At 70.8% G+C, this 15000-nt stretch carries 16 protein-coding genes; 11 read left to right on the top strand and 5 right to left on the bottom strand.

Annotation, left to right across the window (positions count from 1 at the left end):
* Position 1 precedes the first annotated feature (1 nt).
* From ABS78_RS05485 to ABS78_RS05460, 6 genes are all read left to right on the top strand, one after another.
* The gene (locus ABS78_RS05485; RefSeq protein WP_293375855.1) at positions 2-1000 is read left to right on the top strand and encodes an NADP-dependent oxidoreductase; all 999 of its coding nucleotides are present in this window, start codon (positions 2-4) and stop codon (positions 998-1000) included.
* A gap of 97 nt (positions 1001-1097) precedes the next feature.
* Entirely contained in the window at positions 1098-2081 is a 984-nt protein-coding gene (locus ABS78_RS05480; protein ID WP_293375853.1) for an NADP-dependent oxidoreductase, read from the top strand.
* Positions 2082-2383: 302 nt separating this feature from the next.
* Positions 2384-3910 carry a flagellar hook-length control protein FliK gene (locus ABS78_RS05475; protein WP_293375851.1) on the top strand — a complete coding sequence of 509 codons (1527 nt, stop codon included), beginning with the start codon at positions 2384-2386 and terminating at the stop codon, positions 3908-3910.
* Positions 3911-3913: 3 nt separating this feature from the next.
* Positions 3914-4663 carry a flagellar hook assembly protein FlgD gene (locus ABS78_RS05470; RefSeq protein WP_293375849.1) on the top strand — a complete coding sequence of 250 codons (750 nt, stop codon included), beginning with the start codon at positions 3914-3916 and terminating at the stop codon, positions 4661-4663.
* Positions 4664-4719: 56 nt separating this feature from the next.
* On the top strand, positions 4720-6105 hold the full coding sequence (locus ABS78_RS05465; RefSeq protein ID WP_293375847.1) for a flagellar hook protein FlgE: 1386 nt from the start codon (positions 4720-4722) through the stop codon (positions 6103-6105).
* Positions 6106-6273: 168 nt separating this feature from the next.
* On the top strand, positions 6274-6561 hold the full coding sequence (locus ABS78_RS05460) for a DUF1153 domain-containing protein (RefSeq protein ID WP_293375845.1): 288 nt from the start codon (positions 6274-6276) through the stop codon (positions 6559-6561).
* A gap of 99 nt (positions 6562-6660) precedes the next feature.
* On the opposite strand, the gene ABS78_RS05455 is transcribed toward ABS78_RS05460, so the two are convergent.
* Complete coding sequence (locus ABS78_RS05455; protein ID WP_293375843.1) at positions 6661-7017, bottom strand: RusA family crossover junction endodeoxyribonuclease; 357 nt, start codon at positions 7015-7017, stop codon at positions 6661-6663.
* Positions 7018-7109: 92 nt separating this feature from the next.
* Between ABS78_RS05455 and fumC the strand changes: the two genes are divergently transcribed.
* On the top strand, positions 7110-8501 hold the full coding sequence (gene fumC / locus ABS78_RS05450; RefSeq protein WP_293375841.1) for a class II fumarate hydratase: 1392 nt from the start codon (positions 7110-7112) through the stop codon (positions 8499-8501).
* 11 nt (positions 8502-8512) lie between these two features.
* Positions 8513-8929 carry a GNAT family N-acetyltransferase gene (locus tag ABS78_RS05445; RefSeq protein ID WP_293375839.1) on the top strand — a complete coding sequence of 139 codons (417 nt, stop codon included), beginning with the start codon at positions 8513-8515 and terminating at the stop codon, positions 8927-8929.
* 87 nt (positions 8930-9016) lie between these two features.
* On the opposite strand, the gene ABS78_RS05440 is transcribed toward ABS78_RS05445, so the two are convergent.
* Positions 9017-9985: a polyprenyl synthetase family protein gene (locus ABS78_RS05440; RefSeq protein ID WP_293376327.1), complete on the bottom strand. Its 969-nt coding sequence runs from the start codon at positions 9983-9985 to the stop codon at positions 9017-9019.
* 160 nt (positions 9986-10145) lie between these two features.
* Between ABS78_RS05440 and ABS78_RS05435 the strand changes: the two genes are divergently transcribed.
* Entirely contained in the window at positions 10146-10889 is a 744-nt protein-coding gene (locus tag ABS78_RS05435; protein ID WP_293375837.1) for a methyltransferase, read from the top strand.
* A 61-nt stretch (positions 10890-10950) separates the two neighbouring features.
* On the opposite strand, the gene ABS78_RS05430 is transcribed toward ABS78_RS05435, so the two are convergent.
* The 3 genes from ABS78_RS05430 to ABS78_RS05420 all read right to left on the bottom strand — a co-directional run bounded on the left by ABS78_RS05430 (position 10951) and on the right by ABS78_RS05420 (position 12533).
* Positions 10951-11790 (bottom strand): thioesterase family protein, encoded by an 840-nt coding sequence (locus ABS78_RS05430; RefSeq protein ID WP_293375835.1) that lies wholly within the window; start codon positions 11788-11790, stop codon positions 10951-10953.
* Between the two features lie 63 nt (positions 11791-11853).
* A complete protein-coding gene (locus tag ABS78_RS05425; RefSeq protein WP_293375833.1) occupies positions 11854-12222 on the bottom strand; it encodes a DUF1801 domain-containing protein in 369 nt (122 codons plus the stop codon).
* Between the two features lie 2 nt (positions 12223-12224).
* The gene (locus ABS78_RS05420; RefSeq protein ID WP_293375831.1) at positions 12225-12533 is read right to left on the bottom strand and encodes a GNAT family N-acetyltransferase; all 309 of its coding nucleotides are present in this window, start codon (positions 12531-12533) and stop codon (positions 12225-12227) included.
* A 218-nt stretch (positions 12534-12751) separates the two neighbouring features.
* On the opposite strand from ABS78_RS05420, the gene rsgA reads away from it, so the two are divergent.
* Positions 12752-13840: a ribosome small subunit-dependent GTPase A gene (rsgA, locus tag ABS78_RS05415; protein ID WP_293375829.1), complete on the top strand. Its 1089-nt coding sequence runs from the start codon at positions 12752-12754 to the stop codon at positions 13838-13840.
* Between the two features lie 78 nt (positions 13841-13918).
* Complete coding sequence (locus ABS78_RS05410) at positions 13919-14977, top strand: phosphotransferase family protein (protein ID WP_293375827.1); 1059 nt, start codon at positions 13919-13921, stop codon at positions 14975-14977.
* Positions 14978-15000 lie beyond the last annotated feature (23 nt).

The raw sequence follows: 15000 nt of genomic DNA, 5'->3' as shown, positions 1-15000 counted from the left end.
GATGACCCGGGTCAGAACCGCCGTCCGCCTCAAGGCGCGCCCCACAGGCCTGCCGGGTCCCGAGCACTGGGACGTCCAGGAGGAGCCGATCGCCCCGCTCGCGCCGGGCGAGGTGCTGGTCGCCAACCGCTACATCTCGGTCTCCCCGTCCCTGCGCGCCCAGATGGACGCGGGCGGCGCCTACCTGCCGCCGGCGGCGATCGGCGACGTCGTCCGCGCCCGCGGCGTCGGGGTGGTGCTTGAGAGCCGGGCCGAGGGCTTCCGGGAGGGCGACACCGTCGAGGGGCCGCTGGGCTCCCAGAGCCACTATTCCGGGCCGGGCGAGGTGCTGAGCCCCGTCGATCCCGCCTTTCCCCTGCCCCGCCACCTGGGGGTGCTCGGCATGACCGGCCTCACCGCCTATTTCGGCATGCTGGACATCGCCGCGCCGAAGCCCGGCGAGACGGTGCTGGTGTCGGCCGCGGCGGGCGCGGTGGGCAGCGTCGCGGGCCAGATCGCCCGGCTGCGCGGCGCGCGGGTCATCGGCGTGGCCGGCGGGCCCGACAAATGCGCCCACGTCGTCGAAGCGCTCGGCTTCGACGCCTGCATCGACTACCGGTCCGAGGACGTCCGCGACCGCCTCGCCGAACTGGCGCCCGAGGGGATCGACGTCTACTTCGACAACGTGGGCGGCCCCACGCTGGAAGCCGCCCTGCTCAGCCTGCGCCACCGCGCCCGCATCGCCGTCTGCGGCTTCGTGGCCGATTACAACGACATCGGAAACCTGAGGGGCGCCCGCAACTACCTCAGGCTGCTCGAGACGCGGTCGCGCATGGAGGGCTTCTCCGTCTACGACTTCGCCGGGCGCTATCCCGAGGGCCGGGCCGCCCTCGCCGGCTGGCTGAGCCGCGGCGAAATCGCCGCGTACGAGCATGTGGAGGAAGGCTTGGAACGCTTTCCCGAGGTGCTCCGCCTGTTGTTCGGCGGCGCGCAGGTGGGCAAGCTGGTGCTGAAGGTCTGACCGTCGAGTCCCCAGGGGCGAGGCGTCCGAGGCGGCTCCACCGTCGTCGATCAACCGTCGGACCCGCAACGGAAACGCCCAGAACGGAAGCCCAAGGATGACTCAGAGCCGCCAGATCCACCTCGTCCGCCGCCCGCAGGGGGCGCCCAAGGTCGACGACTTCGCCGTCGTCGGCGTGGAGACGCCCGACGCCGCCGACGGCCAGGTCCAGCTCCAGGCCCTGTACGTCTCGGTCGATCCCTACATGCGGCCGCGCCTCGACGCCGACCAGGCGCTGGATGCGCCCATGCTGGGCGGCGGGATCGCCCGCGTGGTCCAGTCGCGCCACCCCGACTTCCGCGAAGGCGACGTGATCCGCCACGCCATGGGCATGCAGGAGCGGTTCGTCTCGGACGGCCGCGGCCTGCTGAAACTCAGCCCCGATCCGGACCTGCCGCTCAGCGTCTACATGCACGCCCTGGGCGGCACGGGGATCACGGCCTACGGCGGCCTGCTGGAGGTCGGCGCGCTCAAGGACGGCGAGCAGGTGTTCGTCTCCACCGCCGCGGGCGCGGTAGGGTCGGTCGTGGCCCAGATCGCGAAGATCAAGGGCTGTTATGTGGCCGGCTCGACAGGCTCGGACGACAAGGCCGCCTGGCTGCGTGACGAGGTCGGCCTGGACGCCGTCGTCAACTACCGCGAACAGCCGCTGGCCCAGGCGCTGCGCGAGGCCATGCCGAAGGGGATCGACGTCTATTTCGAGAACGTGGGCGGCGACCATCTCGACGCCGTCCTGCCCCGCATGAACGTCCGCGGCCGCATCCCCGTGTGCGGGATGATCTCGACCTACAACGGCGACCGCATCGGTGTGAAGAACCTCTCCAGCATGATCTACAGCCGCGTCCGCATGGAGGGCTTCGTCGCCACCGACTTCCCTCACCTGAACGCCCGGTTCCAGAGCGACATGACCGGCTGGCTGAAGGACGGCCGGATCAAGTACCAGGAGACCATCCTCGACGGCTTCGAGCGCGCGCCGGAGGCCCTTGTCGGCCTGTTCGAAGGTCGCAACACCGGCAAGATGCTGGTCCGCGCCGCCGCCTGACGTCCTTTCGCCGCCTCTGGCGGCCGTCCTCGCCCCTCGACGTCCACAGCGGACGTCGCGGGGCGTTCTTCCTCGGCGCGGGCTTGAGGACCACCCGGCCCCACACGGCAGTTAACGCCCCAGCCGGGCGTCTTCGGCTCGGCAAAATCCGCCATCGCGGCTGCCTTCGATCGCGGCAAGATTGGCGTTTATTCATATAAATCAACACGATCTGGAACTGGCGCCGGCATTGCTCCGGTCCTCGTCGAATGAGCCCGGCGCAGGACGCGCTTCCCTCACACCGAAGTGCCGCTTCCGCCGCCATGACCGCGTCCGCGCTCAATTCCGCCTCGATGACGACGTCGGCCGCCCGTGCTCCGGACGCCCGTGCGCTGAACGCCGCCGGCGCGACCGTCGGCACAGGCTTCGACGCCCTCATGGCCGCCCTCTTCCCGCCGGGACAGCTCCCGCAGGACCCGGGCGCCCGGGCCTCACCGGTCGCCGCGCAGACCGGAACGCTCGCGCCGAACACCGACACCCGGCCGGAGACCGGCGTCGCGGGGTCGGAAGACGCCGACGGTCTCGCCGACGATCTTGTGGCCGGGGAAGCGACAGCGCCCGACCTCCGCCTGGCCGACGCCGTCCCGCTTCCGCCAGCCCCGCCGCCCGCCGCGCCGACCGCGGCCGACACCAGCCTGGACGCCGCCGCCCGCACCCCGGCTCCGCCGGCCGCCGCCACGGCCTGGCCCACCGACACCCTGGCCGCGCCGGCCGGGGAGACCACGGGCGCTGCCGACCCCGCCGCGACGGCCGACCTCACGCAAGACGCCTCGGCCCGCGACACCGCCCCGGACCTCCGGACCGGAACCGCGGCCGCCGCGCCGGCGGGATCCCAGGCCACTCTGCGTGGAGCGGCCGCCGCCGCGCCTACGGCGCCGGCCCAGACCGCACCGGTCGGCGACGGCCTCCCGCCCGTCACCACGCCGACGACGCCGGCCACGGGCTTGTCCACCGCCGCGCCTGACGCTGCATCCCCGAACGCCCCGCCTCTGGCCGCCTCGCAAGCCGCCGCACAGGCGACCTCCCGGTCCGAACCGGCGACGGCGCCGCGCGCCGCCCGCGCCGATCGACGCGCGGCGACCGACGAGGCTTCCCCCGCACCGGCGACCCGAGAGGGCATGAAGGCGGCGGCGGAAAAGGCCGCCAAGTCCGACGCCCTGACCGCCGCCACGATGGCCGCCGCCGACGCGACAGCTTCCGATGGGGCCGGCCAGGACGCGGCCGCCCAGGACGCCGGCCCGTTCCTCGAGCCGTCCGAGACGGCTCCGGCCGTCGCGTCGCGGGCCGCCGCGCACACCGAGGCCACGCCCTCGACCGCACCCGCACCGGCGCCGGTCCGCGGCTCGCCCGAGACTGTGGCCAATCTGGCGGCCCAGATCGCGAAGAAGCTCGAAGGCCGCTCCACGCGCTTCGACGTCGAGTTGAACCCCGAGGGCCTCGGCAAGGTGGACGTCCGTGTCGAGATCGGCGCCCACGGCCGCCTGACCGCGGCGCTCGCCTTCGACAACCCCCAGGCGGCGCAGGATCTCAAGGCCCGCGCGACCGACCTCCAGCGGGCGCTGGAACAGGCCGGCTTCGACGTCGCAGGCGGCCTCAGCTTCGACGTCGCCCAGGATCAGGGCGGCGGTCGTCAGGCCTGGCAGGACGCCCGCTCGGAGCTTGGTGAGAACTTCCGTGGCCGGGCCTTCCGCGCCGCGCTCGAAACCGCCGGCGACGCCGCCGACATCGCGACCCAGGGGGCGCTGAGACTGCGCCAGGGCGTGAACGCCGGCCTGGACCTGAGGATCTGACCCATGGCTGTCGACGCCGTCTCCTCCGCCGCCTCCGCCTCGGCGACCGGCCGCACCCGCCTCGCCGAGAACTTCGACACGTTCCTGACGCTGCTCACCACCCAGCTCAAGAACCAGGACCCGCTGTCGCCGATGGACTCCACCCAGTTCACGCAACAGCTCGTCCAGATGACCGGGGTCGAGCAGCAGCTCCTCACCAACGATCTCCTGGAGAAGCTGGTCGCCAACACCGGCTCGGGCGTCGCCACGGCGGTCAGCCTGATCGGCAAGGAGGTCCGCGCCGACTCCAATCTGTCCGCGCTTTCCGGCGGCAAGGCCGAGTGGGTGTACAAGCTCGACCGGGCGGCCGACGACGTGAAGGTCGAAGTCCTCGATTCCAAGGGCCGCATCGTCCAGACGGTGGCGCCGACCGACAACGCAGCCGGCGAACACACCTTCATCTGGGACGGCAAGACCGCCGACGGCTCCAAGGCCGCCGACGGGATCTACAGCCTGCGCGTGACCGCCAAGGACAGCGAGGGCTCCACCGTCGCCAGCGGGGTCCTGGCCCAGGGCGTCGTGACCGGCGTCCAGCAGGTGGACGGCCAGACCCTCATCACCATCAACGGCGCCCAGATCCCCTGGGAGAAGATCACCCTGATCCGGGCGCCCGCCACTCCGGCGCCGGGCGAGACCACGACGGCCTCGACCGGCTCCAGCAGCAACACCCCCAACAACCCGGACGACGAAACGTCGTCTCAAGCGGCGGCCTGAGCGGCCGAACCTCCGCAGGACGCGGAACCGCCTAAGGACAAGAACGGAACAGAACCATGAGCATCAATTCCGCCATGCTCGCCGGCGTCTCGGGGCTGGTGGCCAATTCCTCGGCCCTCGCCGCGATCTCGGACAACATCGCCAACGTCAACACCGTCGCCTACAAGCGCAATCAGGTGAACTTCGCCAACGTGGTCACGGCCCAGTCCGTGAAGGGCAAGTATTCGGCCGGCGGCGTCCAGGGCATCACCCGTCAGTTCGTCAGCCAGCAGGGCCTGATCCAGTCTTCGGGCTCGTCGACCGATCTCGCCATCTCGGGCGACGGCTTCTTCGTCGTGGCCCAGAAGGGCGCAGGCCTGACCGCCAGCGACGCCCGGTCGTTCACCCGCCAGGGCTCGTTCAGCGTCGACGCCGAAGGCTACCTGGTGAACGACTCCAACCTCTACCTGCAGGGTTGGCCGCGTCAGGCCGACGGGACCTACAACGTCAACCCGTCCGACCTGAACAACATGCAGTCGATCAACGTGAAGAACCTGGGGGCCGCCGTCGCGCCGACGACCCGGACCACGGTGAACGCCAACCTGAACGCCGCAGGCGTCATCTCGGCCGCCGAGGCCACCTACAACGGCACGACCGTCGCCTCGATGGCCGACTACGCCGACGATCCGTCCACGGGCACCCGGCCCGACTTCGTCATCGAGCTGAACCTGGTCGACTCCCAGGGCGGGGCCCGGAAGGTGAACATGGCGTTCCTCAAGGCGGACTCGCCGACCGGCAACACCTGGCACGCCGAGATCTACGCCGTCCCCGCCAGCGACGTGGACGTGGCCGGACGCCCCGGCCAGATCGCCGCCGGCCAGGTGATGTTCAACGCCGACGGCTCCATCGACCTGACCAACACGACCCTGTTCGGCGCCGCCGGCGCGACTCCCGAGATCGTCCTGGACGCCTCGGGCGGCGCGCAGCCGAAGTGGAGCGACGGGCTGGGAATCGACGCCCAGACCGTCAGTCTGAACCTCGACAAGATCACCCAGTACGCCCAGACCTCGACGGTCAACTCGATCGGCCAGAACGGCGCCGGCGTCGGCAACATCGTCGCCATCGAGGTGAGCGAGAACGGGATCGTCTCGGCGATCTACGACAACAGCCAGATCCGCGAAGTCGCCAAGATCGGCATCGCCACCTTCCCGAATCCCGACGGCCTCACCCAGGTGAGCGGCAACGCCTACCGGACCACGCTCGCCGCTGGCGAGATGACGATCAAGGAAGCGGGTGTCGGCGGCGCGGGACAGATCTCGCCGTCCAGCCTCGAAGCCTCCACGGTGGACCTGTCGGCCGAGTTCACCGGACTGATCCAGACGCAGAAGGCTTACTCAGCGTCTTCAAAGATCATCACAACCGCAGATCAGATGTTGGAAGAACTTATAAACATCAAGAGGTAATATTAGAATTTAACAAACTTCGAAATTTTCACATGAACTCTATTGTACTAATTTGGTACACGGGGGATCGCATGGTTAGGACTTTCTTTACTAAGGCGATTCAGCGGCCGTTAGGAGCATCGACCTATGCTGCCCGCAAGACAGTGACGGTGAGGCGGTAGAAAGCCGATGCTTCAACAACAACAGACGCGCACGAACAGCCGCGGCGAGGCGTATGTCATCGGCCCCACGGGCGCGCCCCTGACCAAGAACGACCTGCCGCCGCCGAACACGGGCCGCTGGGTGATCCGCCGCAAGGCCGAGGTCGTGGCCGCCGTCCGTGGCGGGCTGATCTCGCTGGAGGAAGCGCTGGAGCGGTACTCGCTGACCAACGACGAGTTCCTGTCCTGGCAGCGCTCCATCGAGCGGCATGGGATGCCCGGCCTCCGTACGACGCGCCTGCAACAGTATCGCTGAGCCTCTCCACGAGAGGTTCGGACACGAGCCGGCCGCGCCCCACACCCCGGGCGCGGCCGGCTTTCTTTTGGCCGCGGAGTCTTCAGGCCAGCCCGCGCTTCACGACAGCTTGCGCACGAGGATGGTGATCCGCTCGCGCTCGCCCGGACGCCGCTCCACCAGCAGCCGCGCCACCTGGGCGTCGTCGTGGAAGGCGTAGCCCTTGATGGCGTCCAGCAGCGCCTTGGCCAGGTTGTCGAGGTCGAGCCACGGGGGTTCGCCCACATACTCCATGCCGATCTCGACCGAGAAATCGCCCCAGCTGGGCCGCGAGCCACGCCACGCCTTGCGGAAGAATTCGTAGATCAGCGGCTTGTAGTACTTGGCCTGGGTGGTCAGCCCGTCGACCACCACCTCCAGCACGCCGTCCGCCTCACGCGCGCGCACCTTGCCATGCTGGGTCCAGAGCTCGTTCATCGAAAGCCGTCATAGCGGCGGGGCGCCTTGCAGTCTCGCCCTCACGGTTTAAACGGTGGGCCGCCCGAACCAGGACGCACCAGGGGGATCTGATGAGCGCGACCCGTACCGAGACCGACACCTTCGGCCCCATCGAGGTGCCCTCCGACCGCTACTGGGGCGCGCAGACCCAGCGCAGCCTCGGCAACTTCAAGATCGGCTGGGAAAAGCAGCCCAAGCCCGTGATCCGCGCCCTGGGCGTCGTGAAGCGCGCCGCCGCCGAAGCCAACATGGCGCTCGGCAAGCTCGACCCCGAGATCGGCAGGTTCATCGTCGCCGCGGCCCAGGAGGTCATCGACGGCAAGCTGGACGACCACTTCCCCCTGGTGGTCTGGCAGACGGGATCGGGCACCCAGTCGAACATGAACGCCAACGAGGTGATCTCGAACCGCGCCATCGAGATGATGGGCGGGGTCATGGGCTCGAAGGCGCCGGTCCACCCCAACGATCACGTCAACATGAGCCAGTCGTCCAACGACACCTATCCCACCGCCATGCACATTGCGGCGGCCGAGGAGGTGGCGCGTTCAGTCATGCCCGCGCTGGAGCACCTGCACGCCGCGCTGAAGAAGAAGTCAGCCGAGTTCGATCACATCATCAAGATCGGCCGCACCCACACCCAGGACGCCACCCCGCTGACGCTGGGCCAGGAGTTTGGCGGCTATTCGCACCAGGTCGCCATGTCGGTGCGCCGGATCAAGGAGACACTGTACGGCCTCTACGAACTGGCCCAGGGCGGCACGGCGGTGGGCACGGGGCTGAACGCGCCGATCGGCTTCGCCGAGAAGGTGGCCGAGAAGATCGCCGAGATCACCAAGCTGCCCTTCGTCACCGCCCCCAACAAGTTCGAGGCCCTGGCCGCCCACGACGCGATGGTGTTCAGCCACGGCGCCCTGACCGCCGCCGCGGGCGCCCTCTTCAAGATCGCCAACGACCTGCGCTTCCTGGGCTCGGGCCCGCGCGCGGGCCTGGGCGAACTGGCGCTGCCCGAGAACGAGCCGGGCAGCTCGATCATGCCCGGCAAGGTGAACCCGACCCAGGCCGAGGCCCTGACGATGGTCTGCGCCCACATCATGGGCAACCAGACGGCCATGGCCTTCGCCGGCAGCCAGGGCCATTTCGAGCTGAACGTCTTCAACCCCGTGATGGCCTACAACTTCCTCCAGTCGTGCCGCCTGCTGGCCGACGGCGCGGTCAGCTTCACCGACAACATGGTGGCCGGGACCGAGGCCCGCGAGGACAACATCAAGGCCAACCTCGAACGCTCGCTGATGCTGGTCACGGCGCTGAACGGCAAGCTGGGCTACGACAACTGCGCCAAGATCGCCAAGGCGGCCCACAGGAACGGCACCACCCTGCGCGAAGAGGCCGTCGGCGGCGGCTACCTCACGAACGAGGAGTTCGACGAATGGGTGCGGCCGGAGAAGATGATCAGCCCGGGGTGATCCGCGCGTCCATGATCCAGCTGGTCCGCCTCGAGCGCGAACCGCCCGAGGGCTTCGACGCCCTGGTGGCCGACGCCGAGGCCGAGGGGCATCGCCACCTCACACGCCTGAAGGTCGAACTGAGCGAGGCCGCGCCCTTCACGGCGATCCTCGCGGCGTTTCACGACGGCGACCTCGTGGGCGTCAGCGCCCTCACGCCCGAACCGGCCGATCCCGCACGCCAGCGGATGCGCCGCTTCTATGTCGCCCCGCGAGCGCGGCGGCTTGGCGTGGCGCGGGCGCTCGCCAACGCCCTGTTGCAGGAGGCCCTGCAACACACCCGCCACGTCACGGTCCATGCCGGCGACCCGCAGGCGGCGTGGTTCTGGGAGGCGATGGGCTATGCGCCCGTCGAGGCGCAGCCCTGGAGCCACGTCTACGCGGGCTGACGACGGCCGGAAACGGCGATGCCCTCTGCGGATGGGCAAGGCCGAATTGGAGATCGAGATCGACGCCGATCTTCTCGCGAGAGGCTTCTAAGCCCGCCGGCGCACGGCGAAGTCGGCGAGGTCCTCCAGGGCCGGACGCCAGCTGTTCGAGCCCGGATCGGCCAGGGCCGCCTTGGCGCCGTCGGCGTAGCGGACCGCGAGCGCCAGGGTGTCGTCCAGGGCGCGGGTCTCGCGCATCAGATCGCGGGCGCGGTCGAGGTCGGCGGGGGTCTGCTCGCGCCGGTCGATGGTGCGGACCCAGAAGTCGCGCTCGCCGGCGCCCGTGCGCGACATGGCCAGCAGCAGCGGCAGCGTGACCTTGCCTTCCCGGAAGTCGTCGCCGGGATTCTTGCCCAGGGTTTCGGCGTCGCCCGAATAGTCCAGGGCGTCGTCGATCAGCTGGAAGGCCAGGCCCAGCTCCTGGCCATAGCGGCGCATGGCGCGGCAGCGCTCGGGCGAGGCGCCGGCCGACACCGCGCCGGCCTCGGCCGCGGCGGCGAACAGCTCGGCGGTCTTGGCCTTGATGATCTCGATGTAGACCTCCTGGCCAAGGTCCAGGTCGTGACTGCGGGTGAGTTGCAGCACCTCGCCCTCCGAGATCACCCGGCTGGCGCGGGCCAGGATCTCCAGCGCCGCCATCGACCCCGCGCCCACCATCAGCTCGAAGGCGCGCGCGAACAGGAAGTCGCCTACCAGCACGCTGGCCGGCGCGCCCCAGATCAGGTGCGCCGCCACGCGCCCGCGGCGCAGCTCGGACGAATCCACCACGTCGTCGTGCAGCAGGGTGGCCGTGTGGATGAACTCCACCGCAGCCGCCAGCTTCAGGCAGGCGTCGTCGCGGGCGCCGCACAGCCGCGCCGAGGCGATGGTGAGCAGCGGCCGCAGCCGCTTGGCCGAACCGGCGATCAGGTGGTCGGCCAGGGCCGGGATCACCGGGACCGGGCTGTCCATATGCTCGCGGATCAGGCCGTCCACAGCGCGCATGTCGGGGCCGGCCAGCGCCAGGAGATGGTCCAGCGAGGGCGGCGCGGCGAGGGCCGGGGCGGCTTCCAAAAGTTCGTTCCTCAAGACCGTGTCGGACGCCCGAGCCCTTAGCGGCCGCCGTTTGCCGGGACAATGGTGACGGGATAGGGCACGGTCAAGCGAAGCCGGCCCCGTCCCACACGATCCCCGACCCATGACGAACGTCACTGAAGACCTGTTGCTGGATGGTCGCATCCGTCTGCGCCAGCCGGCGCGGGGATATCGCGCCGGCCTCGACGCGGCGCTGCTGGCGGCCGCGTGCGACGCCGGCCCCGGCGCGCGGGTGATCGAGGCGGGCTGCGGCCCGGGGGCCGCCCTGCTGGCGGCGGCGGCGCGGCGCCCCCAGGCGCGGTTCGTCGGCGTGGAACGGGAAGCGGACGCCCTGGCCCTGGCCCTCGCGAACGTGGGCCTCAACGATCTCCAGGGGCGTGTGGAGGCGTTGGCCGGCGACGTCGCCGCGCGATTCAAGGCGCTGGGCCTTCCGCCGTTCGACGCCGCGTTGGCCAATCCCCCCTTCTTCGACGACCCCGCGACCCTGCGCGCGCCGGCGCCGGAGAAGGCCGCCGCCTGGATCGCCGACGAGGGCCTGATGGCCTGGGTCGAATTCCTGCTGAAAGCCGTGCGCGAGGGCGGGACGATCACGGTCGTCCACCGCGCCGACCGGCTGGCCGACCTGCTCGGCCTGCTGGCGCCCAAGGCCGGCTCGTTCCAGATACGGCCTGTTCACCCCTTCGCCGACGAACCCGCCAAGCGCGTCCTGGTGCGGGCGGTCAAGACGGGCCGGGGCCCCTTGCGCCTCCTGCCGCCCCTGGTGCTGCACGACCGCGGCGGCGCCAAGCACCGCCCCGAGGTGGAAGCGATCCTGCGCGGCGAGGCCGACCTGCCCTGGCTCCGATAGGCGGCGAAGCGGCGCCCTCATTCATGAACCGCGGAAGGCGCGGAGGCTCGAAAGCGCCCCTTCAGTCCTTCCACCAGACGACCTGAGTCGTCGTGGCCAGGAGCTGGCCGCCGGCCGACCACAGCTCGCCGATCTGGTCGTTGAAGCCGTGGCGGAAGGCCCGGACGTCGCTGACGCCCAGGACAGGCTGCGTCCCCTGCGCCACCATCTCGGCCTCGTCGGCCAGGAAGTAGGTCGTGAGCGAGACCGTGGCCACCGGCGGCAGGTCGCCCCGCACCTGGATGACCTTCACGAAGAAGCTGTCGCTCAGCGATGCGAGGGCGGGGTAGTCCAGCGGGCGCTCGGGAGCGTCGCGCACCCACACCACGGTGCGTCCGTCGGCCGGCGTCTCCAGCCGCCCGCGCCACGCCGGCAGGCCTTCCACGAACCGCATCTCGAACGCGCGCGTCCACGCCGGCCGGCCCGTCATGTCGGCGGCCGCCACCTGCTCGGCGGACGGAACCCGCGGCATGACGCCCGGCGCATGGGTCCAGGTCTGGCGCTCGGCGGCCGTGACCACGCTGGCGGTCGTGGCGACACCGCGGTCGTCAAGCATCTCCACGCTCCAGTGCTGGGTCGAGCGCCCGCCGCGCACCAGCCTGACGACGATCTCGAACGCGCCCTCGGCCAGGGCGCCGCAGAAGTTCACCGTCAGCGCGAGCGGGCGACCCCGCCGCTCGGGATGATCCAGGACGGCGCGCAGCATCAGCGCGCCCGTGATCCCGCCGAACGGGCCCGCCATGTTCCAGTAGGCGGGATGGGTGCGGCCCTGCCAGCGGCCCTCGCCCAGCGGCCGGAGCGACAGGGCCTGATCGAAGGGGTGCAGGCGGGCGGGCGCTGCGGCGACGTCGGGATCGTTCATGCCGGCCCGACTATCGCGCCGGGCGCGCGGCGTCGATGACCTCCGGGGTCATCGTCTCGCGACTCAGTCCTCGGCCGCGTCCAGACGCGCCGTATCGGCCAGCAGCTTGTCCACCAGGGCCAGATCGATCTGCTCGGGCCGGCGGAAGCGGATGCAGCTCTTGCCCGCGTCCAGCCCCTTCAGCGCCTCGGCGTTCTGTGCGTGCACGCGCGGGCTGACATAGAGCGAGATGTACTGCTTCTGGCTGTTGAAGGCGAAGGCCGGGTCGGTCGTCACGTCCTTCGCATAGGTCGGCATGCCGTAGCGCATGCCCTCGGTCAGCCCCGGGAAGTTGCGCAGGGCCGCCGCGCGTACGGCCTCCAGCACCGGCCGCCGCGCCGGCTCCACCGTCTCCAGCCAGTCGTCCACCGTGGCGGCCTTGGACTGGACCACGGTCAGCCCAGCCCGAGCCGGGTCTTGTAGGTGTCGTGGACGATGTCGTGCCACTCGGGATGCTTGGTCACCCAGCCCGACATGAAGGGGCAGATCGGGATCACCTTCCGGTCGTTCTCCCGGGCGTAGGTGAACGCCGCCACCGCCAGCTTGCTCGCGATGCCGCGCCCCTCGAAGGCGGTGGGCACCACCGTGTGGGGCAGGATGATGCCGTGGTCCACCAGCCTGTACTCGGCGAAGGCCGTCTCGCCGTCGAGCGTCACCTCGAACCGGCTTTCGGCCTCGTTGTTGGTCACCTGGATGTCGGCCATGATGTCTCCTCGTTCGTCGCATTCTTGACGGAGACGACGCGGGTCGCCAAGGTCCGCGCGTCCTTTGAACGCCAGCCGCAGAGGAGGTTGTGACATGACGCCCATTGTTCGCGCAGCCCTTCGCTGCGTCGCCGTCGTCTGCGCCTGACGGGCGCGAGGTCCTTGCCGGGGCTGGACGGCCGACGCCCGACCGGCTTGCGACCTCAAGGACATTTCCCGTGCTGACATCCTCCACGCTGGTCTCCTATGGCTGGAGCCAGACGCTCCACGACCAGTTCCAGGCCCTCCCCGCCGACGGACTCATCCCCGCCCGCATCCTCGTCCAGCAGCGCGGCGGTTATCGCCTCGTCACCGAAGACGGCGAGATCGACGCCCGCGCCTCGGGCCTGCTCATGAAGGGCCCCGAAGCCGAGCGCCCCGCCGCCGGCGACTGGGTCGCGGTCGAGCCTCGCCCCGGCGAGACCCTCGGCCTGATCCAGGCGGTGCTGCCCCGCCGCACCGCCTTCATCCGCAAGGCCGCGGGTCCGCGGGGCGGCGCCCAGGTGGTGGCCGCCAACGCCGACGTCGCCTTCCTGGTCGCGTCCATGAACGCCGACCTGAACCTGCGCCGGCTGGAACGCTACCTGGCCACCGCCTACGAGAGCGGCGCAGAACCGGTGATCGTGCTCACCAAGGCCGACCTCACGCCCGACCCCGCCGCCGTCTGCGCCGAAGTCGATGCGATCGCGGCCGGCGCGCCCGTCCTGGCCGTCTCGTCCAAGACCGGCGCAGGCCTCGACGAGGTGGCCGCCCGCCTTCCGCCGGGTCTCACGGCCGTGCTGCTGGGATCGTCGGGCGCCGGCAAATCGACCCTGCTCAACGCCCTGGCGGGCGAGGCGCGCATGGCCATCGGCGAGATTCGCGAAGACGACGCCCGCGGGCGGCACACCACCACCCACCGCGAACTGGTGCTCCTGCCGTCCGGCGGACTGGTGCTGGACACGCCCGGGATGCGCGAGCTGGGCTTGTGGGAGGCCGACGCCGGCGTCTCGGCGACCTTCGAGGACGTCGAGGCCCTGGCCGCCCAGTGCCGCTTCAGCGACTGCCGCCACACGGGCGAACCGGGCTGCGCGATCCGCGTCGCCGTCGCCGCCGGTGACCTCGCCGAGGACCGGCTGCGGGCGTACGAAAAGCTCCAGGCCGAACTGGCCTACGAGCACCGACGCCAGGACCCGGAAGCCGAGCGGCAGAACCGCAGGCTGTGGGCGTCGCGCCACAAGGCCGGTCGCGCCCGGACAAAGGCCAAGCGGGCGGGACCCGACGACTGACGGCGCCGGGGCGCTTGCATTCCCCAGCGACCGGTCACTCACCGTGGCGAAAAGCCCCACAGGGGCCGGGAGGATGCGATGAACGCTGCGGACCCCTCGCTGGACGCCTGGCGGAACCTGGTCGACCTGGATCGCCTGGCCGCCTGGATGGACGGCCGGGGGCTGGAGGCCGGGCCACTGGACGTCGCCGGCCGTCCGCCGGGCGGGACCCAGAACATCCTGCTGCGCTTTCGGCGGGGCGACCGCGAATTCATGCTGCGCCGCCCGCCGCTTTCGCCCCACATGAACGGCAGCGAGACCATGCGGCGCGAGGCTCGCGTGCTGGCGGCGCTGGCCGACACCGACGTGCCGCACCCGCGCCTGATCGCCGCCTGCGCCGAGGAGGATGTGCTGGGCGCGGCCTTCTACCTGATGGAGCCGGTCGACGGCTTCAATCCCACCGTGGGCCTGCCGCCGCTGCACGCGGGCGATCCCCAGGTGCGCCGGGCCATGGGCTTCGCCCTGGTGGACGGCATCGCCGCCCTGGGCCGGGTGGACCACGTGGCGCGCGGCCTGTCGGACCTGGGCCGGGCCGAAGGTTTCCTCGAACGCCAGGTCGGCCGCTGGAAGAAGCAGCTCGACAGCTATCACGAGTACGAGGGCTGGGCCGGACCCGGCGGGATCGAGGGGATCGACGCGGTCGGGGCCTGGCTCGACGCCCATCGGCCGCCGGGGTTCACACCCGGCCTGATCCACGGCGACTACCACCTGGCCAACGTCATGTACCGCTTCGACGGACCCGAGCTGGCGGCCATCGTGGACTGGGAGCTGACCACCGTGGGCGACCCGCTGCTGGACCTGGGCTGGCTGATGGCGACCTGGCCGCAGTCCGAGGCCATCGAGGCCGGGAACGTCTCGGTGCAGCCCTGGACCGGCTTTCCCACCGCCGACGAACTGGTGGACCGCTACGCCGCCGGGACTCACCGCGACCTGTCGCACATGCGCTGGTATGGCGTGCTGGCCTGCTACAAGCTCGGAATCATCCTGGAAGGCGCCCACGCCCGCGCGGCCGCCGGCAAGGCCGAGATCGCCACCGGCGAGCGCCTGCACGCCCAGACCGTCGGCCTGTTCCAGCGGGCGCTGCGCTGGATCGGGTGACGCGCCCCCTGCACACGCCCGCC

Origin of the sequence: Phenylobacterium sp. SCN 70-31 (genome assembly GCF_001724605.1) — a bacterium.
Lineage (GTDB): Bacteria > Pseudomonadota > Alphaproteobacteria > Caulobacterales > Caulobacteraceae > Phenylobacterium.
This window is presented reverse-complemented; position numbering and strand designations above follow the sequence as displayed.

Coding starts and splice junctions, on each gene's coding strand:
- ABS78_RS05485 (WP_293375855.1), top strand. CDS start 2: ATGACCCGGGTCAGAACCGCCGTCCGCCTCAAGGCGCGCCCCACAGGC.
- ABS78_RS05480 (WP_293375853.1), top strand. CDS start 1,098: ATGACTCAGAGCCGCCAGATCCACCTCGTCCGCCGCCCGCAGGGGGCG.
- ABS78_RS05475 (WP_293375851.1), top strand. CDS start 2,384: ATGACCGCGTCCGCGCTCAATTCCGCCTCGATGACGACGTCGGCCGCC.
- ABS78_RS05470 (WP_293375849.1), top strand. CDS start 3,914: ATGGCTGTCGACGCCGTCTCCTCCGCCGCCTCCGCCTCGGCGACCGGC.
- ABS78_RS05465 (WP_293375847.1), top strand. CDS start 4,720: ATGAGCATCAATTCCGCCATGCTCGCCGGCGTCTCGGGGCTGGTGGCC.
- ABS78_RS05460 (WP_293375845.1), top strand. CDS start 6,274: ATGCTTCAACAACAACAGACGCGCACGAACAGCCGCGGCGAGGCGTAT.
- ABS78_RS05455 (WP_293375843.1), bottom strand. CDS start 7,017: ATGAACGAGCTCTGGACCCAGCATGGCAAGGTGCGCGCGCGTGAGGCG.
- fumC (WP_293375841.1), top strand. CDS start 7,110: ATGAGCGCGACCCGTACCGAGACCGACACCTTCGGCCCCATCGAGGTG.
- ABS78_RS05445 (WP_293375839.1), top strand. CDS start 8,513: ATGATCCAGCTGGTCCGCCTCGAGCGCGAACCGCCCGAGGGCTTCGAC.
- ABS78_RS05435 (WP_293375837.1), top strand. CDS start 10,146: ATGACGAACGTCACTGAAGACCTGTTGCTGGATGGTCGCATCCGTCTG.
- ABS78_RS05430 (WP_293375835.1), bottom strand. CDS start 11,790: ATGAACGATCCCGACGTCGCCGCAGCGCCCGCCCGCCTGCACCCCTTC.
- ABS78_RS05420 (WP_293375831.1), bottom strand. CDS start 12,533: ATGGCCGACATCCAGGTGACCAACAACGAGGCCGAAAGCCGGTTCGAG.
- ABS78_RS05410 (WP_293375827.1), top strand. CDS start 13,919: ATGAACGCTGCGGACCCCTCGCTGGACGCCTGGCGGAACCTGGTCGAC.